The sequence below is a fragment of the Avibacterium gallinarum genome, from assembly GCF_002921135.1.
Classification (GTDB): domain Bacteria; phylum Pseudomonadota; class Gammaproteobacteria; order Enterobacterales; family Pasteurellaceae; genus Avibacterium; species Avibacterium gallinarum.
Map to the genome: position 1 here is coordinate 36987 of NZ_PQVJ01000014.1, position 20648 is coordinate 57634.

Annotated in this window: 24 protein-coding genes and 1 pseudogene; 20 read left to right on the plus strand and 5 right to left on the minus strand. The window is 41.2% G+C overall.

All coding sequences use genetic code 11. The annotated features are described in order from the left end of the window. Positions 1-132: 132 nt before the first annotated feature. On the minus strand, positions 133-2154 hold the full coding sequence (locus tag C3007_RS05785; RefSeq protein ID WP_103853550.1) for an OPT family oligopeptide transporter: 2022 nt from the start codon (positions 2152-2154) through the stop codon (positions 133-135). Positions 2155-2296: 142 nt separating this feature from the next. On the opposite strand from C3007_RS05785, the gene hslR reads away from it, so the two are divergent. The 15 genes from hslR to rpsQ all read left to right on the plus strand — a co-directional run bounded on the left by hslR (position 2297) and on the right by rpsQ (position 11250). Next, on the plus strand, positions 2297-2716 hold the full coding sequence (gene hslR / locus C3007_RS05790; protein ID WP_103853551.1) for a ribosome-associated heat shock protein Hsp15: 420 nt from the start codon (positions 2297-2299) through the stop codon (positions 2714-2716). 145 nt (positions 2717-2861) lie between these two features. Then, a complete protein-coding gene (gene hslO / locus C3007_RS05795; protein WP_103853552.1) occupies positions 2862-3731 on the plus strand; it encodes an Hsp33 family molecular chaperone HslO in 870 nt (289 codons plus the stop codon). 200 nt (positions 3732-3931) lie between these two features. Further along, on the plus strand, positions 3932-5548 hold the full coding sequence (gene pckA, locus C3007_RS05800) for a phosphoenolpyruvate carboxykinase (ATP) (protein ID WP_103853553.1): 1617 nt from the start codon (positions 3932-3934) through the stop codon (positions 5546-5548). Between the two features lie 183 nt (positions 5549-5731). Further along, positions 5732-6049: a met regulon transcriptional regulator MetJ gene (gene metJ / locus C3007_RS05805; RefSeq protein ID WP_103853554.1), complete on the plus strand. Its 318-nt coding sequence runs from the start codon at positions 5732-5734 to the stop codon at positions 6047-6049. A 244-nt stretch (positions 6050-6293) separates the two neighbouring features. Next, positions 6294-6605, plus strand: coding sequence for a 30S ribosomal protein S10 (gene rpsJ, locus C3007_RS05810; RefSeq protein WP_004170280.1), 312 nt, complete (start codon positions 6294-6296; stop codon positions 6603-6605). Positions 6606-6621: 16 nt separating this feature from the next. After that, positions 6622-7251 (plus strand): 50S ribosomal protein L3, encoded by a 630-nt coding sequence (rplC, locus tag C3007_RS05815; RefSeq protein WP_035687403.1) that lies wholly within the window; start codon positions 6622-6624, stop codon positions 7249-7251. A 15-nt stretch (positions 7252-7266) separates the two neighbouring features. Further along, the gene (gene rplD, locus C3007_RS05820) at positions 7267-7869 is read left to right on the plus strand and encodes a 50S ribosomal protein L4 (protein WP_103853555.1); all 603 of its coding nucleotides are present in this window, start codon (positions 7267-7269) and stop codon (positions 7867-7869) included. Next, the gene (rplW, locus tag C3007_RS05825; RefSeq protein ID WP_035687397.1) at positions 7866-8168 is read left to right on the plus strand and encodes a 50S ribosomal protein L23; all 303 of its coding nucleotides are present in this window, start codon (positions 7866-7868) and stop codon (positions 8166-8168) included. The genes rplD and rplW overlap by 4 nt, the downstream gene beginning before the upstream one ends. Before the next feature lie 21 nt (positions 8169-8189). After that, on the plus strand, positions 8190-9011 hold the full coding sequence (gene rplB, locus C3007_RS05830; RefSeq protein ID WP_103853556.1) for a 50S ribosomal protein L2: 822 nt from the start codon (positions 8190-8192) through the stop codon (positions 9009-9011). A gap of 28 nt (positions 9012-9039) precedes the next feature. Continuing rightward, complete coding sequence (rpsS, locus tag C3007_RS05835; protein ID WP_005539416.1) at positions 9040-9315, plus strand: 30S ribosomal protein S19; 276 nt, start codon at positions 9040-9042, stop codon at positions 9313-9315. Between the two features lie 10 nt (positions 9316-9325). Further along, complete coding sequence (gene rplV / locus C3007_RS05840) at positions 9326-9658, plus strand: 50S ribosomal protein L22 (RefSeq protein WP_017805227.1); 333 nt, start codon at positions 9326-9328, stop codon at positions 9656-9658. Between the two features lie 18 nt (positions 9659-9676). Continuing rightward, positions 9677-10381, plus strand: a complete 705-nt coding sequence (rpsC, locus tag C3007_RS05845; RefSeq protein WP_103853557.1) for a 30S ribosomal protein S3 — start codon at positions 9677-9679, stop codon at positions 10379-10381. A gap of 13 nt (positions 10382-10394) precedes the next feature. After that, on the plus strand, positions 10395-10805 hold the full coding sequence (gene rplP / locus C3007_RS05850; RefSeq protein WP_103853558.1) for a 50S ribosomal protein L16: 411 nt from the start codon (positions 10395-10397) through the stop codon (positions 10803-10805). Next, positions 10805-10996, plus strand: coding sequence for a 50S ribosomal protein L29 (rpmC, locus tag C3007_RS05855; protein WP_017805230.1), 192 nt, complete (start codon positions 10805-10807; stop codon positions 10994-10996). The genes rplP and rpmC overlap by 1 nt, the downstream gene beginning before the upstream one ends. Next, a complete protein-coding gene (gene rpsQ / locus C3007_RS05860; protein ID WP_103853559.1) occupies positions 10996-11250 on the plus strand; it encodes a 30S ribosomal protein S17 in 255 nt (84 codons plus the stop codon). Before rpmC ends, rpsQ begins: the two co-directional genes overlap by 1 nt. Before the next feature lie 76 nt (positions 11251-11326). Here rpsQ and C3007_RS05865 read toward each other — a convergent pair whose 3' ends face one another. Then, the gene (locus C3007_RS05865) at positions 11327-11914 is read right to left on the minus strand and encodes a protein-methionine-sulfoxide reductase heme-binding subunit MsrQ (RefSeq protein WP_103853560.1); all 588 of its coding nucleotides are present in this window, start codon (positions 11912-11914) and stop codon (positions 11327-11329) included. Further along, positions 11914-12873 (minus strand): protein-methionine-sulfoxide reductase catalytic subunit MsrP, encoded by a 960-nt coding sequence (msrP, locus tag C3007_RS05870; protein WP_103853561.1) that lies wholly within the window; start codon positions 12871-12873, stop codon positions 11914-11916. Before msrP ends, C3007_RS05865 begins: the two co-directional genes overlap by 1 nt. Positions 12874-13131: 258 nt before the next feature. Between msrP and C3007_RS05875 the strand changes: the two genes are divergently transcribed. Together C3007_RS05875 and C3007_RS05880 are read left to right on the plus strand one after the other, a co-directional pair. Further along, positions 13132-14094 carry an asparaginase gene (locus C3007_RS05875; RefSeq protein WP_279325027.1) on the plus strand — a complete coding sequence of 321 codons (963 nt, stop codon included), beginning with the start codon at positions 13132-13134 and terminating at the stop codon, positions 14092-14094. An 80-nt stretch (positions 14095-14174) separates the two neighbouring features. After that, the gene (locus C3007_RS05880; protein ID WP_103853563.1) at positions 14175-14498 is read left to right on the plus strand and encodes a thioredoxin family protein; all 324 of its coding nucleotides are present in this window, start codon (positions 14175-14177) and stop codon (positions 14496-14498) included. Between the two features lie 45 nt (positions 14499-14543). Here the strand turns inward: C3007_RS05880 and tal are convergent, their stop codons facing one another. After that, entirely contained in the window at positions 14544-15497 is a 954-nt protein-coding gene (tal, locus tag C3007_RS05885; protein ID WP_103853564.1) for a transaldolase, read from the minus strand. 175 nt (positions 15498-15672) lie between these two features. Between tal and C3007_RS05890 the strand changes: the two genes are divergently transcribed. The 3 genes and pseudogenes from C3007_RS05890 to C3007_RS11715 all read left to right on the plus strand — a co-directional run. Beyond that, positions 15673-16230, plus strand: a complete 558-nt coding sequence (locus tag C3007_RS05890; protein ID WP_103853565.1) for a DNA-3-methyladenine glycosylase I — start codon at positions 15673-15675, stop codon at positions 16228-16230. Positions 16231-16299: 69 nt separating this feature from the next. Then, entirely contained in the window at positions 16300-18642 is a 2343-nt protein-coding gene (gene lptD, locus C3007_RS05895) for an LPS assembly protein LptD (RefSeq protein ID WP_103853566.1), read from the plus strand. 475 nt (positions 18643-19117) lie between these two features. Then, positions 19118-19497: pseudogene (locus C3007_RS11715) on the plus strand (IS3 family transposase); the annotation flags it as partial. Between the two features lie 173 nt (positions 19498-19670). Here the strand turns inward: C3007_RS11715 and rpoH are convergent. Continuing rightward, on the minus strand, positions 19671-20516 hold the full coding sequence (gene rpoH / locus C3007_RS05905; protein ID WP_103853568.1) for an RNA polymerase sigma factor RpoH: 846 nt from the start codon (positions 20514-20516) through the stop codon (positions 19671-19673). Between the last annotated feature and the right edge of the window lie 132 nt (positions 20517-20648).

Here is a 20648-nt window from a genome sequence, read left to right on the forward strand (position 1 = left end):
GTGATGAAACAATGGCACAAAGTATAGCAAAGGGGGGAGTAAAGGCAAGGGTGAAAGTGGGTAAAGAAAAAGGGGCAATTGCCCCCCTTTTTTATTCACAAAACAATACGATATTAAAGTGCGGTGTAATTTTTAGCCTTTTTTCGCACGTAATACACGAAGAGCGTAAATCACCACGCCAGCAAGGAACACCGTTAAACCTAGCCATTCGGCGCTGCTTTCCCAGTTTTCTAATGAAAGTGCAAGCGGTGCATCTGAACCGCCAGAAGTAACCGAAGCGGCGATGATAAAGGCGAGAATCACGCCAATTAAGCTTTCCCCCACAATCAAACCTGCGGCGAATAAGGTGCCGTAGCGTTCTGCTTTTTTCTTCACATCATTAAGATTTTTACCGTTGCGTTGTGCATAAGTCGTTAAGTGTCGGTTGATAAACCAAGCTAGCACCGCACCAATGACGATAGGCATATTTACAACTGGTGGTAAATAAATCCCCATTCCCACCGCAAGGGCTGGTAAGGCAAAACGGTTTTTGCTGGATTTTCTTAAGAACATATCAATGATGATTAAGCCTAGCCCTAAACCGATGCCCATAAAGATATAACGCCATTCTAAATTGCTCGAGAAAATCCCTGTGGCGATAGTGGTCATCAAGGTGGCTTGTGGGGCAGAAAGGGCTTGGCTTGGATCCATATCGGCACGCGGCAATGCCCCTGTAAAGCCATAAGCGTGATACAGAATTTCTAGCACTGGTGCGATCACTAAGGCACCGACCACACAGCCAATAATCAATGCCACTTGCTGACGCCACGGGGTAGCATGAACCAGTAATCCTGTTTTTAAATCTTGCAAATTATCATTGGAAATAGCCGCGGTGGTAACCACAATCGAGCCGGAGAAAATGGTGAGAGCGGTTAAAAATTTCATTCCTTCCGCGCTGTCGATTAAGCCCGTGATTTTGCCTAATAGCATTAAAGTGAGGGAAATTAGCACCACGGAAATAATCCCAATGCCTGAGATTGGGCTAGATGATGATCCCACAAGCCCTGCCATATAACCACAGGCTGCGGCAACGAAAAAGCCGATAAACACCGCTAAGAAGGTACATACAATGACGAATAATAAGGCATATTCTGTGGCAATCGGTGCTTGCGCAATGAAGTGGTGAAGTGCCACCATAATCAAGGCGATTGCGGCGATTGTGATATAAATCATTGATTTAGGCGATAAATCAAGCTGTGTGCGATCATTGGTTTGCGCAGAGGGATCTTTTAATGCGCGGAAAGATTGCGCCATTCCTTGGATCATTGGTTTCATTAACACCAGCAATGTCCAAATTGCTGCAATGCCGATGGTTCCCACGCCGATAAAACGTACTTTACTTTTCCAAATGCCCATTGCATAGCCCACCATATCGGCGTCCACAGGCATTGGCGAGGCACTAGTGAAATAAGGCACTGCAACGCCCCAAGTGAGGAAAATTCCCACTAAAATGGCGATACCCCCTACAATTCCCACTAAATAACCCGCCCCTAATAAGGCAAGAGAGAAGCCCATTGGCACTTGGAAAACGGCATTTCCCCCTTTAAACCATAGGCTTGCGCCATCGGCAATCAGACGCAAACCATTAGTGGCAAAGCTCACCACAGCGGCAATCACACCACCTGTTGCGATCTCTTTAATGCCGCTATCACCTTTTCCTTCTTCGTGGTTACCAGCTTTGAGAATTTCCGCTGCGGCAACGCCTTCTGGATAAGGCAAATCACTTTTCGCCACCATCACTTGGCGTAACGGTACAGTGAAAATCACTCCTAAAATCCCCCCTGCGGCACAAATTAACAAGGTTTGCCAGAAAGGGAAATCTTGCCAATAGCCCATCATCAACAAACCCGGGATCACAAAAATCACCGAAGAAAGTGTACCTGCTGCGGAGGCTTGGGTTTGCACCATATTATTTTCTAAGATATTTGAACCTGAAAACATTTTCAGCACCGCCATTGATATTACTGCGGCAGGGATTGATGAGGCGAACGTCAGCCCCACTTTTAGCCCAAGATAAACATTTGATGCGGTGAAAATCACCGTAATTAGCGCCCCTAAGAACATTCCGCGAAAGGTCAGCTCTTTCAAACTAGGCGAAGAAGTTGAATGTTGCATCGTTTTTTCCTCGATTTTGTTATAAAAATGCTTCATTCTATCTGAATTTTATTAGTTCGGATCAAATTTTTGTCTAAATCTTGCCTTATGGCATAAAATACGGAAAAAAACACCGCACTTTAAATATAAGGGGAAAAGCAAAATGGCAAAAAATTCTGCAAAGCAACGTGATAATCAAGAAGATAACGAGGTTCGCTTGGACAAATGGCTGTGGGCGGCGCGTTTTTATAAAACGCGAACCATTGCTAAAGAGATGATTGACGGCGGTAAGGTGCATTATAACAATCAGCGTACCAAGCCGAACAAAACCGTGGAAGTGGGAGCGTTGATTAAATTACGCCAAGGTAATGAGGAAAAAGAAGTGCAAGTGCTTGCCCTTTCCACCCAACGCCGTGGCGCACCAGAGGCGCAACTGTTGTATCAAGAAACAACGCAAAGTGTGGAGAAGCGAGAGAAATGGGCGATTGCGCGTAAGAACAATTCCCTTTCAATGCCAAATCCTGAACGCCGTCCAAATAAAAAAGAGCGGCGAGATTTGCTTAAGTTTAAATATCAGGATTGACCTTGTGTTTGACAAAATCGTCCCAATATTAAGCCCATTGCCAAGCTGAGTGTAGGCATCGTGGGGACATATTCCTAAAGCGAAATCTATTCTTTTCTTAATTCACTCAGCAAATGGCGTAACCTAAAGATTTATTGAGGACAAAATGACATATCAAGCAGACAACGACAAACTCTATCGTTATTTATTTAAAAACCGTGCGGTGCGTGGTGAATGGGTGCGTTTAAACCAAAGTTTTAAAGATACTTTAAACACCCATCATTACCCGAAAGTGGTACAAAACCTACTAGGTGAAATGATGGTGGCAACCAGTTTATTAACCGCAACATTAAAATTTGACGGCAGCATTACCGTGCAAATTCAAGGTGATGGCCCACTTTCATTAGCTTTAGTGAATGGTTCTGATGATCAAAAAATGCGCGCGCTAGCCCGTTTGCAAGGGGAAGTGCGTGATGATATGAGTCTAAGCGAAATGATTGGCAAAGGGGTGTTAGTGATCACCATCACGCCAAATGAAGGCGAGCGTTATCAGGGCGTGATTGGTTTAGATAAACCAACGATTACGGAATGTTTAGAAGATTATTTCGTGCGTTCTGAGCAGTTGCAAACCCAGTTAATTATCCGTACAGGCGAATTTAATGGCGAACCTGTGGCGGCAGGAATGTTATTGCAAGTGATGCCAGATGGCGTAGGCGAAGAAGGGGATTTTGAACATCTTGCTACTCTTACGGCAACGGTAAAAGATGAAGAAATCTTTGGCCTAAGCGCCGAAGAAATGCTTTACCGTTTATATCACGAAGAAACCGTGGAAATTTACCCTGCACAAAATGTGGAATTTTTCTGTGGTTGCACCCAAGAACGCTCAGGCGGTGCATTGCTATTATTACCAGAAAATGAAATTGACGAAATTCTCGCCGAACACAACGGCAGCATTGATATGCAATGCGAATGTTGTGGCACGCATTATTTCTTTAATAAAGAAGCCATTGAAAAATTGCGTGATTCCTCACAATAATTTGATTAGCACGAACTTCGGTTCGTGCTTTTTTATTTCTCTTCCCGCTCTCTTTTCCTTGATTCACATCACAAAACTTAACTATTTTGAGTAATGGAATGGTTTTTTTCTGATTTTGAGATCTACCTAACATTTTTTTTTCGTACTTCACATAGAATACCGCTATCTTTTTTAATATTAACTTAATTGAGGTATATCTTATGACTGATGTAAAAAAACTAGTGGCAGAATTGGGTAACTTGGGTATTTATGATGTAAAAGATGTGGTGTATAACCCAAGTTATGAGCAGCTTTTCGAGGAAGAAACTAAGGAAGGTTTAGAAGGCTTTGAGAAAGGAACGGTTACCCAATCTGGTGCTGTTGCGGTGGATACAGGGATTTTCACAGGTCGTTCACCGAAAGATAAATACATCGTATTAGATGAGAAAACCAAAGACACCGTGTGGTGGACAAGCGATGCGGCGAAAAACGATAACAAGCCTATGAACCAAGCCACTTGGCAAAGTTTAAAAGAGTTAGTGACTAAACAGCTTTCAGGCAAACGTCTATTTGTGGTGGACGCATTCTGTGGTGCGAACCCAGATACTCGCTTAGCCGTGCGTATTATTACAGAAGTGGCGTGGCAAGCGCACTTTGTAACCAATATGTTTATTCGTCCGTCCGCGGCAGAATTAGAAAACTTCAAGCCTGATTTTGTGGTAATGAACGGTTCAAAAGTGACCAATCCAAATTGGAAAGAACAAGGCTTAAATTCTGAAAACTTTGTGGCGTTTAACATCACAGAAGGTATTCAATTAATCGGTGGTACTTGGTACGGCGGTGAAATGAAAAAAGGTATGTTCTCAATGATGAACTATTTCCTTCCGCTTAAAGGCATTGCATCAATGCACTGTTCTGCGAACGTGGGTGAACATGGCGATGTTGCGGTGTTCTTTGGTTTATCTGGTACTGGTAAAACTACCCTTTCAACGGATCCAAAACGCCAATTAATCGGTGATGATGAACACGGTTGGGACGATGACGGTGTATTCAACTACGAAGGTGGTTGCTATGCGAAAACCATCAAACTTTCTGAAGAAAGCGAGCCAGATATTTATCGTGCGATTAAACGTGATGCCTTGTTAGAAAACGTGGTGGTGCGTGCAGATGGTTCAGTGGATTATGATGATGGATCAAAAACCGAAAATACCCGTGTTTCTTACCCAATCTATCACATTGAAAACATTGTAAAACCAGTTTCTAAAGCAGGCCACGCGAAAAAAGTGATCTTCTTAACAGCTGATGCGTTCGGTGTGTTACCGCCAGTAGCAAAATTAACGCCAGAGCAAACGAAATACTACTTCTTATCTGGCTTCACCGCAAAATTAGCGGGAACAGAGCGTGGTATTACTGAACCAACACCAACCTTCTCAGCCTGTTTTGGTGCAGCATTCTTATCACTCCACCCAACGCAATACGCAGAAGTGTTAGTAAAACGTATGGAAGTCGCTGGCGCAGAAGCCTACCTTGTGAATACAGGTTGGAACGGCACAGGCAAACGTATCTCAATTAAAGATACTCGTGGCATTATTGATGCGATCTTAGATGGCTCAATTGATAAAGCGGAAATGTCTGAATTACCAATCTTCAACTTAGCGATTCCAAAAGCGTTACCGGGGGTTGATCCTGCGATTTTAGATCCGCGTGATACTTATGCAGACAAAGCACAATGGCAAGCCAAAGCGGAAGACTTAGCAAACCGCTTTGTGAAAAACTTTGAAAAATATGCGACTAATGAAGAAGGTAAAGCCTTGATCGCAGCAGGGCCAAAAGCTTAATCATATAAAAACTACGAAAATTTACACCGCACTTAGGGTTTACGTAAAACTGAAGTGCGGTGTTTTTTTGTGGGTTTTTCAAGAATTTCATCTGGCTATCTAGCAGTCTTAATGTCTAGATTGTTATTTCGGCGATTTTTCTTTAAAATAAACACAATTTTTGTGGAGATTTAAGGTGGCATTATGGCAAATTGGGACGGTAAATATATTAGCCCTTATGCAGAGCACGGTAAGAAGAGTGAGCAAGTAAAGAAGATTACAGTATCTATTCCAATTAAGGTGCTGGAAATTTTAACCAATGAGCGGACAAGACGTCAGCTCAAAAATTTACGCCACGCAACAAATAGTGAGTTATTGTGTGAGGCATTTTTGCACGCATTTACAGGGCAGCCATTACCGACCGATGAAGATTTGTTAAAAGAACGCCACGATGAAATTCCTGAGCAGGCAAAAGATATTATGCGTGAACTAGGGATTAATCCTGAGAAGTGGGAATACTAAATTTCAGATTTTGCTGAGAAATAGGTTGCAATTCCTAGTTGAGCTAAGTATAATCCACAAGCTTTCTTAGAAAGCCCTTTGATGTAATCATTTATTAAAGGCGTGTTACAGATTTTGTAATACATAAAATGTTTCCGATTGGGGGACTATAATATTAGGTTACTGCACTTCCCTTTCAATGAAGTTTATGAAAGGTGATGGTGTCAGTTTTATTTTAGCTAAAAATTATTGGAGCTCTGGTCTAATGCAGAACCAAAGAATCCGTATCCGCTTAAAAGCTTTTGATCATCGTTTGATCGATCAATCTACAGCGGAGATCGTAGAAACAGCTAAACGTACTGGCGCACAAGTTCGTGGTCCAATTCCTTTACCAACGCGTAAAGAACGTTTTACCGTGTTGATTTCTCCACACCTTAATAAAGACGCTCGTGACCAATACGAAATTCGTACACACAAACGTTTAGTAGATATCGTAGAACCAACAGAAAAAACTGTTGATGCATTAATGCGTTTAGATTTGGCTGCCGGCGTTGACGTGCAGATCAGCCTAGGTTAATTAAGAGGTTATGACAATGATTGGTTTAGTCGGTCGTAAAGTTGGTATGACTCGTATCTTCAATGAAGATGGTGTGTCTGTACCAGTTACTGTTATCGAAATCCAAGCAAACCGTGTAACTCAAGTTAAAACTCTTGAAAACGATGGCTATACTGCAATTCAAGTTACTACTGGTTCTAAAAAAGCGAGCCGTGTAACTAAGCCTGAAGCAGGCCATTTCGTGAAAGCAGGTGTTGAAGCTGGTCGCGGTTTATGGGAATTTCGTACAACTGAAGGTGAAGAATTCACTTTAGGTCAAGAAATTAATGTTGACATCTTTGCAGATGTTAAAAAAGTTGATGTTACTGGTACATCTAAAGGTAAAGGTTTCCAAGGTGGTGTTAAACGTTGGAATTTCCGTACTCAAGATGCAAGCCACGGTAACTCTTTATCACATCGTGTACTTGGTTCTATTGGTCAAAACCAAACTCCAGGTCGTGTGTTTAAAGGTAAAAAAATGGCTGGACACTTAGGTGCTGAGCGTGTAACCGTTCAATCACTTGAAGTTGTTCGTGTAGATGCTGAGCGTAATTTATTATTAGTTAAAGGTTCTGTACCTGGTGCAACTAATAGTGATGTTATCGTTAAACCAGCAGTTAAAGCATAAGTCTAGGAGATAGAGATGGAATTACAAGTTGTAGGTGCAAACGCACTAACTGTTTCTGAAACTACCTTCGGACGTGAGTTTAATGAAGCGTTAATCCACCAAGTGGTTGTTGCTTATGCAGCAGGTGCTCGTCAAGGTTCTCGCGCACAAAAAACTCGTGCTGAAGTGTCTGGTTCAGGTAAAAAACCTTGGCGTCAAAAAGGTACAGGTCGCGCTCGCGCTGGTGATGTGAAATCACCAATTTGGCGTTCAGGTGGTGTAACTTTCGCAGCGAAACCACAAGATCACAGCCAAAAAGTGAACAAAAAAATGTACCGTGGTGCAATCAAAAGCATTCTATCTGAGCTTGTTCGTCAAGATCGTTTAGTTGTTGTTGAAAAATTCGAAATCGATGCACCAAAAACTAAAGCCTTAGTTCAAAAATTAAAAGATATGGCGTTAACTGACGCTCTTATCATCACTGCAAACTTAGATGAGAATCTATTCTTAGCAGCGCGTAACTTATACAAAGTAGATGTACGTGATGTTCAAGGTATTGATCCAGTAAGTTTAATCGCTTTTGATAAAGTGGTTTTAACTGTTGATGCAGTGAAACAAATTGAGGAGATGTTAGCATGATTCAACAAGAACGTTTGCTAAAAGTGTTAAAAGCACCTCACGTCTCTGAGAAAGCAACAAATAACGCTGAGAAGTCAAACACCATCGTTTTCAAAGTCGCTTTAGATGCCAACAAAGCAGAGATTGCAAAAGCTGTTGCAGAATTATTTGAAGTGAAAGTAGATTCTGTTCGTACTGTTGTAGTTAAAGGTAAAACTAAACGTCGTGGTACGAAGATGGGACATCGCAGTGACTGGAAAAAAGCTTATGTAACTCTTCAAGAAGGTCAATCACTTGACTTCGTTGAAGGTGCAGAGTAATTACGGAGGAGAAAGAAATAAATGGCTATCGTAAAATGTAAGCCGACCTCCGCTGGTCGTCGTCACGTTGTTAAAATCGTAAACCCTGAATTACATAAAGGGAAACCTTACGCACCATTATTAGATAGCAAATCTAAAACTGGTGGTCGTAATAATTTAGGACGTATTACTACTCGCCATATCGGTGGTGGTCATAAACAACATTACCGTTTAATCGATTTCAAACGTAACAAGTTAGATATCCCAGCGGTTGTTGAGCGTCTTGAATATGATCCAAATCGCAGTGCAAATATTGCTTTAGTGCTTTATAAAGATGGTGAACGCCGTTATATCTTAGCACCTAAAGGTTTAAGCGCAGGCGATCAAATCCAAGCAGGCGTAAACGCACCTATTAAAGTTGGTAACTCATTACCAATGCGTAATATCCCTGTTGGTTCAACTGTACATAATGTTGAATTAAAACCAGGTAAAGGCGGACAACTTGCACGTTCTGCTGGTGCTTATGTACAAATTATTGCTCGTGAAGGTAACTATGTAACTTTACGTCTTCGCTCAGGTGAAATGCGTAAAGTATTAGCTGAATGTTCTGCAACCATCGGTGAAGTGGGCAATTCAGAGCATATGCTTCGCGTTCTTGGTAAAGCTGGTGCTAACCGCTGGAGAGGCGTTCGCCCAACAGTTCGTGGTACAGCAATGAACCCTGTTGATCACCCTCACGGTGGTGGTGAAGGTCGTAACTTCGGTAAACACCCTGTTACTCCTTGGGGCGTTCAAACCAAAGGTAAGAAAACTCGCCATAACAAACGTACTGATAAATACATCGTACGTCGTCGTGGTAAATAATTTTTTAATCAATTAAAGAGGATAAGCCATGCCACGTTCTCTCAAGAAAGGTCCTTTCCTTGACCTACACTTGTTGAAGAAGGTAGAGAAGGCGGTGGAAAGCGGGGATAAAAAACCAATTAAAACTTGGTCCCGTCGTTCAATGATCATTCCTTCAATGATCGGATTGACCATCGCAGTCCATAATGGTCGTCAGCACGTTCCAGTTTATGTATCGGACGAAATGATTGGTCATAAACTCGGTGAATTTGCACCGACTCGTACTTACCGCGGACACGCTGCGGATAAGAAAGCTAAGAAGTAAGGGGTAAAAGATGGAAACTATAGCTAAACATCGTTACGCTCGCACTTCAGCGCAAAAAGCTCGCTTAGTTGCGGATTTAATCCGTGGCAAAAAAGTAGATCAAGCGTTAGAAATTTTAACTTTCACTAACAAAAAAGCGGCATCGCTAGTTAAGAAAGTGCTTGAGTCTGCAATCGCTAATGCTGAGCATAATGATGGTGCAGATATCGATGATCTTAAAGTGACTAAGATTTTCGTAGATGAAGGTCCTAGTATGAAACGTGTTATGCCACGTGCTAAAGGTCGTGCAGATCGTATTTTAAAACGTACAAGCCACATCACAGTGGTTGTGTCAGATCGTTAATTTAGTAGAGGAATAGCAATGGGTCAAAAAGTCCATCCAAATGGTATTCGCCTAGGTATTGTTAAGCCTTGGAGCTCTACTTGGTTTGCGAATACACAAGATTTCGCATCTAACTTAGATGGCGATTTCAAAGTGCGTCAATTCTTAAATAAAGAATTAGCGAATGCTTCCGTTTCACGCATCACTATTGAGCGTCCAGCGAAAAGTATTCGTGTAACAATTCACACAGCTCGTCCAGGTATCGTAATCGGTAAAAAAGGCGAAGATGTTGAAAAATTACGTAACGCTGTTGCGGCAATCGCAGGTGTTCCAGCACAAATCAACATCGCTGAAGTGAAAAAACCTGAATTAGATGCAAAATTAGTTGCTGATAGCATCGCTTCACAACTTGAACGCCGTGTAATGTTCCGCCGTGCAATGAAACGTGCAGTACAAAACGCAATGCGTTTAGGTGCTAAAGGTATCAAAGTTGAAGTAAGCGGTCGTTTAGGTGGTGCAGAGATTGCTCGTTCAGAGTGGTATCGTGAAGGTCGTGTACCATTACATACACTGCGTGCGGACATCGATTATAACACTGCAGAAGCTCACACAACATACGGCGTAATCGGCGTTAAAGTGTGGATCTTCAAAGGTGAGATTCTTGGTGGAATGGCTGCAATTGAACAACAACCAGAACAACAACCTACCACGCCTAAAAAGCCACGTGGTAAAGGTCGTAAGTAAGGAGAATTGCTAAATGTTGCAACCAAAACGTACAAAATTCCGTAAAGTCCAAAAAGGTCGTAACCGTGGAATTGCAGGTGGTACAGAAGTTAGCTTCGGTACCTTCGGTTTGAAAGCAGTTGGTCGTGGTCGTTTAACCGCTCGCCAAATTGAGGCAGCACGTCGTGCGATGACTCGTGCGATTAAACGTCAAGGTAAAATCTGGATCCGTGTATTCCCAGATAAACCAATTACTGAAAAACCATTAGAAGTCCGTATGGGTAAAGGTAAAGGTAACGTTGAATACTGGGTAGCTTTAATCCAGCCGGGTAAAGTACTTTATGAAATGGATGGTGTGTCTGAAGAATTAGCAAGAAACGCATTTGCACTTGCAGCAGCGAAATTGCCAATCAAGACCACATTCGTAACTAAAACGGTGATGTAATGAAAGCTCAAGAACTACGTACAAAAACTGTTGAAGAGCTGAATGCTGAATTGGTTAACTTGTTAGGTGAGCAATTCAAATTGCGTATGCAAGCAGCCACCGGTCAGCTTCAACAAACCCATCAGTTAAAACAAGTGCGTCGCAGTATTGCACAAGTGAAAACTGTATTAACCGAGAAGGCGGGTGAGTAATGACTGATAATATTCGTACCGTGCAAGGTCGTGTAATTAGCGACAAAATGGATAAATCATTCACAGTTGCGATCGAACGCAAAGTGAAACACCCACTTTATGGTAAATTTATCCGCCGCACAACAAAATTACACGTGCACGATGAGAACAACGAAGCGAAATTAGGTGATGTAGTAGAAGTTCGCGAATGTCGCCCAATTTCAAAAACTAAGTCTTGGACTTTAGTTCGCGTTGTAGAAAAAGCAGTAATCTAATTTATTAGTTATCGCTTTAAATAAAACAATAGCCAATGGTGTATGCCATTGGCTTTTTTGTTGCATTATGATTTATTCAACGTTTATGGCTTTTTAAATATTTCCACACTTTCAATATCAGAAGCAGGATTGCTGTAAGCAAGTAAATCCATGCCCCTAATTGAAAACTTTTTGATGACCAAACATAATGCACGGAGGCAAAAAATAGGGCGATATAACTGAGTTGATGTAAGGGAAAAACAGTTCTTTGTAAATAACGTTTTATAGCTGGCAGCATGATCACCGAAGTAAAAATGAAGATTAAAAAAGCTAATGCACCGAATAGAAGATAAGGGCGTAAGATTAACTCTTCAATAAATAGAGAAGTGTCTAAGCCTAATTCAAGATAAAAATAGGCAATAATATGTAAACTCGCCCATACCATTGCCCATAGCCCTAAAATAGGGTGATAGGTTTTTAATTTATGCCATTTGAATAGCCCTATCGCCTCTCTGAAGAGAAAAACACCTAGAAATAGGCTAAGTGCCATCCATCCTAAAAAGTGAATTAATTCTTTAATCGGATCGGCCCCAAAATATTGTCCTTGGTTGATAATGAGTTCATGACCTAGCCATATAAAAGGGGCGCCAGCAGTAAAATGCAGTAAGAAACGTGCTGATTTCATTAGTAATTAACCGTTAAATCTAATCCTTGGTACAGTGAGGCAACTTCATCATAACCATTAAACAGCAAGGTGGGTTGTCGCTTCACATTGAATAATCCGCCTGCACCAATAACACGTTCACTGGCTTGTGACCATCGAGGGTGAGGCACATTTGGGTTCACGTTGGCATAAAAGCCATATTCATGCGGCGCAAGTTGTTGCCAAGTATTGAGCGGACGAGTTTCGGTTAAACGAATTTTTACAATCGACTTTATGCTTTTAAATCCATATTTCCAAGGAACGACTAGACGTATTGGAGCACCATTTTGAGGCGTTAGCTTTTTGCCATAAAGTCCAACGGAGAGCAGCGTGAGTGGGTGCATTGCTTCAGCAATCGTTAAACCTTCCCGATAAGGGTAATTAATTCCACCTCCCCAGAAGAAATTTTTTTGCCCCGGCATTTGCTCTGGATCATAGAGCGTTTCAAACTCAACATATTTCGCTCGACTGGTTGGTCTAACTTCGCGTAAGAGTGCATTTAATTTAAAACCAATCCAAGGAATAACCATTGCCCACGCCTCTACACAACGGAAACGATAAATTCTTTCTTGCAAGGGATAACGTGTATAAAGATCCTGTAAATCCAAGATTAATGGTTTTTCAACTTCACCAGAAATTTCTACTTGCCAAGGAGCGGTTTTTAATGTGTGTGCATATTGAGCGGGAGAGCCCTTGTCTACGCCAAATTCATAGAAGTTATTATAACCGGTCACTTTATCTTCTGGCGTTAAGGATAATGAGGTGTTTAAGCTGTCTTTTTTGAAGGAAAGCAAATTTTCTTGAGGCATAGGATCTGCTTGTGAAATTTGCGGTAATAAAGACATTCCACCTATTGCGCCAAGGCCTGCAATCAGTTTGCGTCGATGATAGAAAATTTCTTCCGGCGTAACATCGTTCTCGGTTAATTTGTGTCTGCGCATAATAAGCTCCTTGTATAAAAAATATTCCTTTGTTTGAAATATGGACAAGGCGGTAAAACAGAAGTTCCCGCTTCAGAAAAGATTTTTAACAGGTTTAACCTCTCCTCCTACTCTGACTAAATTTCGCAGTGCTTGGCTGATTAACTAAAAATAATGAAAATTTCTACCGCACTTTAGTGTGATTGAAGGCTTGTAACAAATTTTTTGTGAATAGCTATGCTAAAATAGTGCAATTAAAACAGAATGGAAGATCAAAAAATAATGAAAAAACTCCTTGTTCTCCACACGGGGGGAACAATTTCGATGCATGCGGACAGCCAGGGGAAAGTTGCGCCAAATGCCACTAATCCTATGACCAAAGTCGGGTTTGATTTGCATAATGTTGAAGTGGAATCGGTGGATTTTCTCAATCTTCCTAGTCCGCATATTCGCCTTGAGCATATGTTGGCGTTGAGCCAGAAAATTAAACAAGACGGTGCAAATTATGATGGCGTGGTGATTACGCACGGTACGGATACATTGGAAGAAACCGCTTATTTTCTGGATACAATGCAACTGCCGAAAATGCCGATTGTGATTACAGGCGCGATGCGTTCCAATAATGAACTCGGCAGTGATGGTATTTATAATTACCTTTCCGCGTTGCGCGTAGCAAGTTGTGAGAAAAGTGCCGATAAAGGCGTGTTAGTGGTGATGAACGATGAAATTCACGCTGCGAAGTATGTTACCAAAACTCACACCACCAACGTTTCCACCTTCCAAACACCAACACACGGGCCTTTGGGTGTGATTATGAAAAAAGACATTCTGTTTTTCAAAACTGCCGAGCCGCGTGTGCGTTTTGATTTAGAAACGGTGAGCGGAAATGTGCAAATCATCAAAGCGTATGCGGGAATGGACAGTTGGCTGTTTGATCAATTAGATCTGCAACAGTTAGATGGCTTGATTATTGAAGCACTCGGCGCGGGGAATATTCCACCGCAAGCGGAAAAAGGATTACAACGGCTGCTTGCGCATAATATTCCCGTTGCCTTGGTTTCTCGTTGTTTTAACGGCATCGCAGAGCCTGTTTATGGTTATGACGGTGGTGGTGCAAGTTTGCAAGAGCAAGGCGTGATGTTTGTGAAAGAACTCAATGCGCCAAAAGCACGCTTAAAATTGTTGATCGCCCTTAATGCCGGATTACAAGGCGAGGCACTAAAAAGTTATATGGAAGGATAAAGAAAAAATTCCTAAAATTTGCACCGCACTTTATTGTGAAGAAATTCTTTTTAAGAAACTACTTTCATCAGGTTTAAATAATGAAAATCGCAACGACATTAAAGGAAATTGAACAACATATTAATGAAAACCCTTTTGCTTTGTTGCTTATTAAAGCACCAAACTGTGGCGTGTGTACTGCCGTAGCGCAGCAGCTTGAAGCACTTTTGCCGACTTATCCAACACTTTCTGCAATGCAAGCGAACATCGCGGATATTCCTGAAATGGCGAGTTATTTCCACGCACTCACCGCCCCTGTGGTACTTATTTTTTATCAACAAAAAGAAGTGGAGCGCTTCGCCCGCTTTGTGCCATTGCAAGAATTAAAAGTGCGGTTGGATTTTTGGCAGAATTTTCACGCATAGCAAAAGCCCCATTGATTTTTGGGGCTTTGTTTTATCAGATTGCGATTAGAACTTCGCTAATAACATCGCTTCTAATTTCTCTTGGTCGATGGCGAATTTGCGGATACCTTCAGCCAGTTTTTCGATTGCCATTGGATCGCTGTTGTGTTGCCAGTAGAACTCGCTTTCAGTAAGCGGTTGTGGCTTGGCTTTCACTTCGCCAGTGTAATCTAATTTACGCACAAGTGCGGTGTTATTTTCTTGTAATTCTTTTAACAACGCTGGGGCGATGGTTAAGCGGTCGCAACCTGCAAGCTCAGTAATTTCGCCTACGTTACGGAAACTTGCGCCCATTACCACGGTTTGATAGCCGTGTTGCTTGTAATAGTTATAAATTTTAGTCACTGAAATCACACCCGGATCTTCTGCTGGTGCGTATTCTTTTTTGTCGCTGTTCGCTTTGTACCAGTCAAGAATACGGCCCACGAATGGGGAGATTAAATATACACCCGCTTCCGCACAAGCACGTGCTTGTGCTTCTGAGAATAAAAGGGTTAGGTTACAGTTAATCCCTTCTTTTTCAAGGATTTCTGCTGCGCGGATACCCTGCCAAGTGGAGGCGATTTTAATTAAAATACGATCGTTAGATACGCCTGCTTCATTATAAAGTGCGATTAATTTACGTGCTTTTTCAACAGTCGCTTGGGTGTCGTAAGAAAGACGTGCGTCCACTTCGGTAGAAATGCGTCCTGGAACAATTTTAAGAATTTCTAAACCGATGTTTACCGCTAATTTATCTTCTGCATCAATAAGTTGCTGTGCTTTATCGGCACTTTTACTTTTAGCATAAGCAATGGCTTCATCAATTAATGGTGCATATTGAGGCAAAGCAGAGGCGCTTAAAATGAGTGATGGGTTGGTGGTGGCGTCTTGTGGTTGGTAGGTTTTAATGGCTTCAATATCCCCTGTATCTGCCACAACCACGGTCATTTCGCGTAATGCTTCTAATTGTGTTGTCATAGTTACCTCTCATTTGATTGTTAGTTAAGTTCGCATACAATATCACATCTTAGCGATGCACATATAGCTATTTTAGCTTTGGTATTGATAGGTAGATTCTAAATTAAATTTGGCGCGGTAGAAAACCTTAGAGAAATAAAATCTGTGATCAGGATCACAATATAAGGAAAACAAAATGAAAACACGTTGTAGTTGGGCGGAAGGTTCGGCGATTTATCAAGATTACCACGATAATGAATGGGGTAAACCAGAATATAACAGTTTGAAATTATTCGAGAAAATTTGTTTAGAAGGGCAACAAGCAGGGCTTTCTTGGATCACGGTATTAAAAAAGCGGGAAAATTATCGCCAAGCCTTTCATCATTTTGATCCCGTCAAAATTGCTCAAATGAACGAGCAAGATATTGACGCGTTAATGCAAGATGCGGGATTAATTCGTCATCGTGCAAAATTAGAAGCTATTGTGAAAAACGCCAAAGCTTATTTAGCGATGGAAAAGTGCGGTGAAAATTTCAGCGATTTTATTTGGGCGTTTGTGAATCATCAACCACAAATGAATGATGTGCCGGATTTATCTGTTATCCCTGCCAAAACAGACACGTCAAAACAACTGTCGAAAGCCTTAAAGAAAAAGGGCTTCGTGTTTGTGGGCGAAACCACCTGCTATGCCTTTATGCAATCAATGGGCTTGGTGAATGATCATCTCAACACCTGCTTTTGTAAGCATAAATAAAATGCTTTTTGAGCGGTTTTTCTTTATAATCGGGTTAATTTCTACACCTGAAAACAAAATGGGTTATTAATGAAAAAAAATTACTACACTATGCTTTCTTTCTCAATTTTGACCGCACTTTATGGCGTGCCAAGTTGGGCAAGTTTGCAGCAGCAATGTTTAGCTGGCGTACCACAGTTTCAAGGGGAAGTGGTGCAAGGCGATCCAAACGAATTGCCTGTTTATATTGAAGCCGATCGCGTGGAGTTAAATCAGCCTGTTAATGCACGTTACGAAGGGGACGTGGATATTCAACAAGGCAATCGCCATTTAAAAACGCAAGTGGCGGAAGTGATTCAAACAGGCGAAGGGCAAAATGTGCAACGCTTTGCCTATGCGAAGAATGGTTTTGATTATAAAGATAATCTAATCAATCTGTTAGGTGATTCTGCCAAGGTTAATCTGAATAATAAAGATGCTGATGTAGAAGGCGCAGATTACCAATTTGTCGGCCGTCAAGGACGCGGTAAAGCGCAGCAAGTTGAGCTACGCAATGATTATCGCTTATTGAAAAACGCCACCTTTACCTCTTGCTTGCCTGATGATAATAGCTGGACGATTGAAGCCTCTGAAATGCGTCAGCATATCCAAGAAGAATATGCAGAAATGTGGCACGCTCGCTTGAAAGTACACGGCGTGCCGATTTTCTATACCCCTTACTTGCAGCTCCCCATTGGCGACCGCCGCCGTTCAGGCTTATTAATGCCAACCGCGGGGCATTCCAGCCGTGATGGTTATTGGTATAACCAGCCGATTTATTGGAATATCGCACCGAATTTTGATATGACCATCACACCAAAATTTATGTCAAAACGTGGTTGGCAATTTAATGGTGAAGCACGCTATCTTACGCAACTTGGCGAAGGGTTAATTGCAGGCGAATATTTAGGTCGTGATCGGCTTGATGATTACCAAGGGGATAACCGTTCGCGTCATTTATTCCACTGGCGACACAGTTCCAGTTTCTTACAAAATTGGCGTTTAAACGTGGATTACACTAGAGTCAGCGATAAGCGTTATTTCTCAGATTTTGATTCCGCTTACGGACGCAGCACAGACGGTTATGCTGATCAAAATTTCCGCATCGCGTACTATCAGCCAAACTACAATTTCTCCTTATCGGCGAAGCAATTCCAAGTGTTTGATGACGTGGATATTGGGCCTTACCGCGTTTTTCCACAGCTAGATTTTAATTATTATCGTGATGGGCTTGCTAACGGTTTAATGGATTTCCGTTTATTCTCACAAATTTCTCGTTTTGAGAATGACAGCGCCTTAATGCCAAAAGCTTGGCGTTATCACATTGAGCCAAGTCTTAATATTCCTCTTGCGAACCGTTACGGCAGTTTGAATATTGAAACCAAACTTTACGCCACGCACTATAATCAAACCAAAGGGAAACAAAATGCAGAAGAGATTGAACGCTCTGTAACCCGTGTGTTGCCGCAAATGAAAGTGGATTTTCAAACCTTGCTTGCCAGCAAAGAAACCTTATTTGATGGCTATACGCAAACAATTGAACCGCACATTCAGTATCTTTATCGTCCTTATAAAGATCAAAGCAATATCGGCTCAAAATTAAATAGCCAATATCTTGGTTTTGGTTATGATTCTGCTTTATTGCAGCAAGATTATTTTTCCTTATTCCGTGATCGCCGTTATAGTGGCTTAGACCGCATCGCTTCGGCAAATCAGTTCACCTTAGGGGGAACCACGCGTTTTTACGATCAAGAAGGAAACGAACGTTTTAACCTTTCTTTAGGGCAAATTTATTATCTCAACGATTCGCGCACTGATAATAATCCAAGCAATAGCAGTGATCGCTCCACCTCATCTTGGTCATTGGAAAGCAACTGGCGCATTAGTCCAAAATGGAATTGGCGTGGTAGCTATCAATACGATACCAGCTTACACCAAACCTCCCTTGCCAATACCGTGTTGGAATATAGCCCAAGTGGCAATAATCTGATTCAGCTAAGTTATCGCTATGCAAGTCAGGAATATATTGACCAAAATCTCACCGGCGCAAATGCGTACAATCAAGATATTAAACAGCTTGGTTTAGTGGCAGCGTGGGAAATTGCCGACAGATGGGCCGTGGTTGGGCATTACTACCAAGATCTGGCCTTGAAAAAACCTGTTGAGCAATATCTCGGCGTAAAATATAACACTTGCTGCTGGTCAGTCGGTGTTGGTGCTCGCCGTTATGTAACCAGTAAAGATGGGCAAAAAGCAAACGAAGTGGTTTACGACAATAACTTTAGCATCAACTTTGAGTTGCGAGGTTTAGGCACAACAGATCACCGCAGCGGCATTGAAAAAATGCTAAAAGCAGGGAAATTGCCTTATATTCAATCATTTAGCTTATATTAAAAAGAAGTATAAGAAAGTAAGAAGTAGACCGCTTTATCTGCCTCTAAAAAAGCTGGATGAAATAAGCAACCTATTAAGGGGCAGATTTTCTATGACTAAATGCACATAATAACTTTAAACAAGTGGTTATGTAGCAAGGAAAAATGTCATGAAATAATGGTTGTAGAGCCTTTACTAAGCAGTAAATAGCTTATTATCCAAAATGGAGATAGCAATGAGACCTAAGTACATAAAAAATGATGTTTTACAGAGAAAATTGCCAAGATCTATCAGGGAATGGCAGTAATTCTTGATTTTTCTTTGTATTTAGAATGCTTGAAGAAACTCAAAATATAACGAAGTGATGGTAAACTCATGTTTATTACGATGACTTGGAGAGAGTCACTTATAAAGAAGGCTAATAAAAAAGCACTGAATCAATTTATTGGCCCCAAAGTTCGGCTAAACAACCAACTGATTAAGCTGCAGATTTTTTATGACTAAATATACTCAAGGTTTCAAACAACAAGTGTTCGACTTTTATTTTAAAAATGGAAAAATCGTTCGCTTATTCACCGATATTTTCAGCTTACCAAAAATACGTTAAATCGTTAGATTGTAAAATTTAATCTTAATAGAATCAATGGATTAGCTATGTTAGGTAAAAAGCAATGTTATTCTGTTGAGTTTAAATTAAAGGTAATTCAAGCTATCAAAAAAGGACAGTATTTTGCCAAAGCAACGTGCTTTCACTTTGATATCTCCAATTCAGGGATAAGTAGCCAATGCTTGCAAACCTTCGAAAAACAAAGTATAGATGTTTTATTGCCCAAACCTAAAGGTTGGCCGATTATGAAACTAACTTATCCTAATATGGTTATTGTCGAATTGCCTTAGAGTAAGAAAATATTACTACAATAATGAACGTATTCAAGTGAAGCTAAAAGGACTAAGCCAGTGGAATACGGAACCCAGTCCTTGAATTAAAATGTAGTCTAACTTTTTGGGCGCAGAGCAAATCAATCAGTGCTTCTTTATGTCATTTTACTTTAGAACGTTACCGCACTTTTAAGTTTTTTCAATGCGTTAGTTTCAAGTTGACGAACACGCTCAGCGGAAATATTGTATTTCGCCGCTAAATCTTGCAAGGTGGCTTTGTTTTCATCTAACCAACGTGCTTTGATAATGTCTTGGCTACGTTCGTCCAAACCTTCAAGCGCGGTGGCAACTTGATCTGCCGCTTGGGTTTCATAATTTTCATTTTCAAGTTCTGCGGCAAAGTTTGAGCTTTTATCTTCAAGGTAAAGCGCTGGTGCAAAGCTTTCATCATCATCTTCATTAGAAAGATCAAAGCCAACATCTGCTCCAGTCATACGGCTTTCCATTTCAATCACATCTTGTTTGGATACGCCAAGCTCTTCTGCGACCATATCCACTTCATTATCATTGAACCAACCTAAGCGCTGTTTAGTTTTGCGTAGGTTAAAGAACAATTTACGTTGTGCTTTCGTGGTTGCCACTTTCACGATACGCCAGTTGCGTAATACATACTCGTGGATTTCCGCTTTGATCCAATGCACAGCAAAAGAAACAAGGCGCACGCCCACTTCAGGGTTAAAACGTTTTACGGCTTTCATTAAGCCAATGTTACCTTCTTGAATTAAATCTGCTTGTGGCAATCCATAACCAGAATAGCCACGCGCAACGTGGATCACAAAGCGAAGATGAGACAAAATCAATTTTTTTGCCGCCTCAAGATCTTCTTTATAATACAAACGTTCCGCTAATTCCTTTTCTTCCTCTGCGCTTAGCATAGGATATTCGTTCGCAGCACGGATATAACCTTCTAAGCTGCCTTGAGGAACTAACATTAGGGTTTGTGTATCTTTGTTCATCATATTCCTTCTTATTTTACGCCCAACTCTAGGGCTATTTATAACATAATCTATAATAAGGTCAATCGATTATAACGATTAATCTATCCTTTTCTTGTAGGTTTAGACTATGGACTTTTAAGAAAGTTCGTT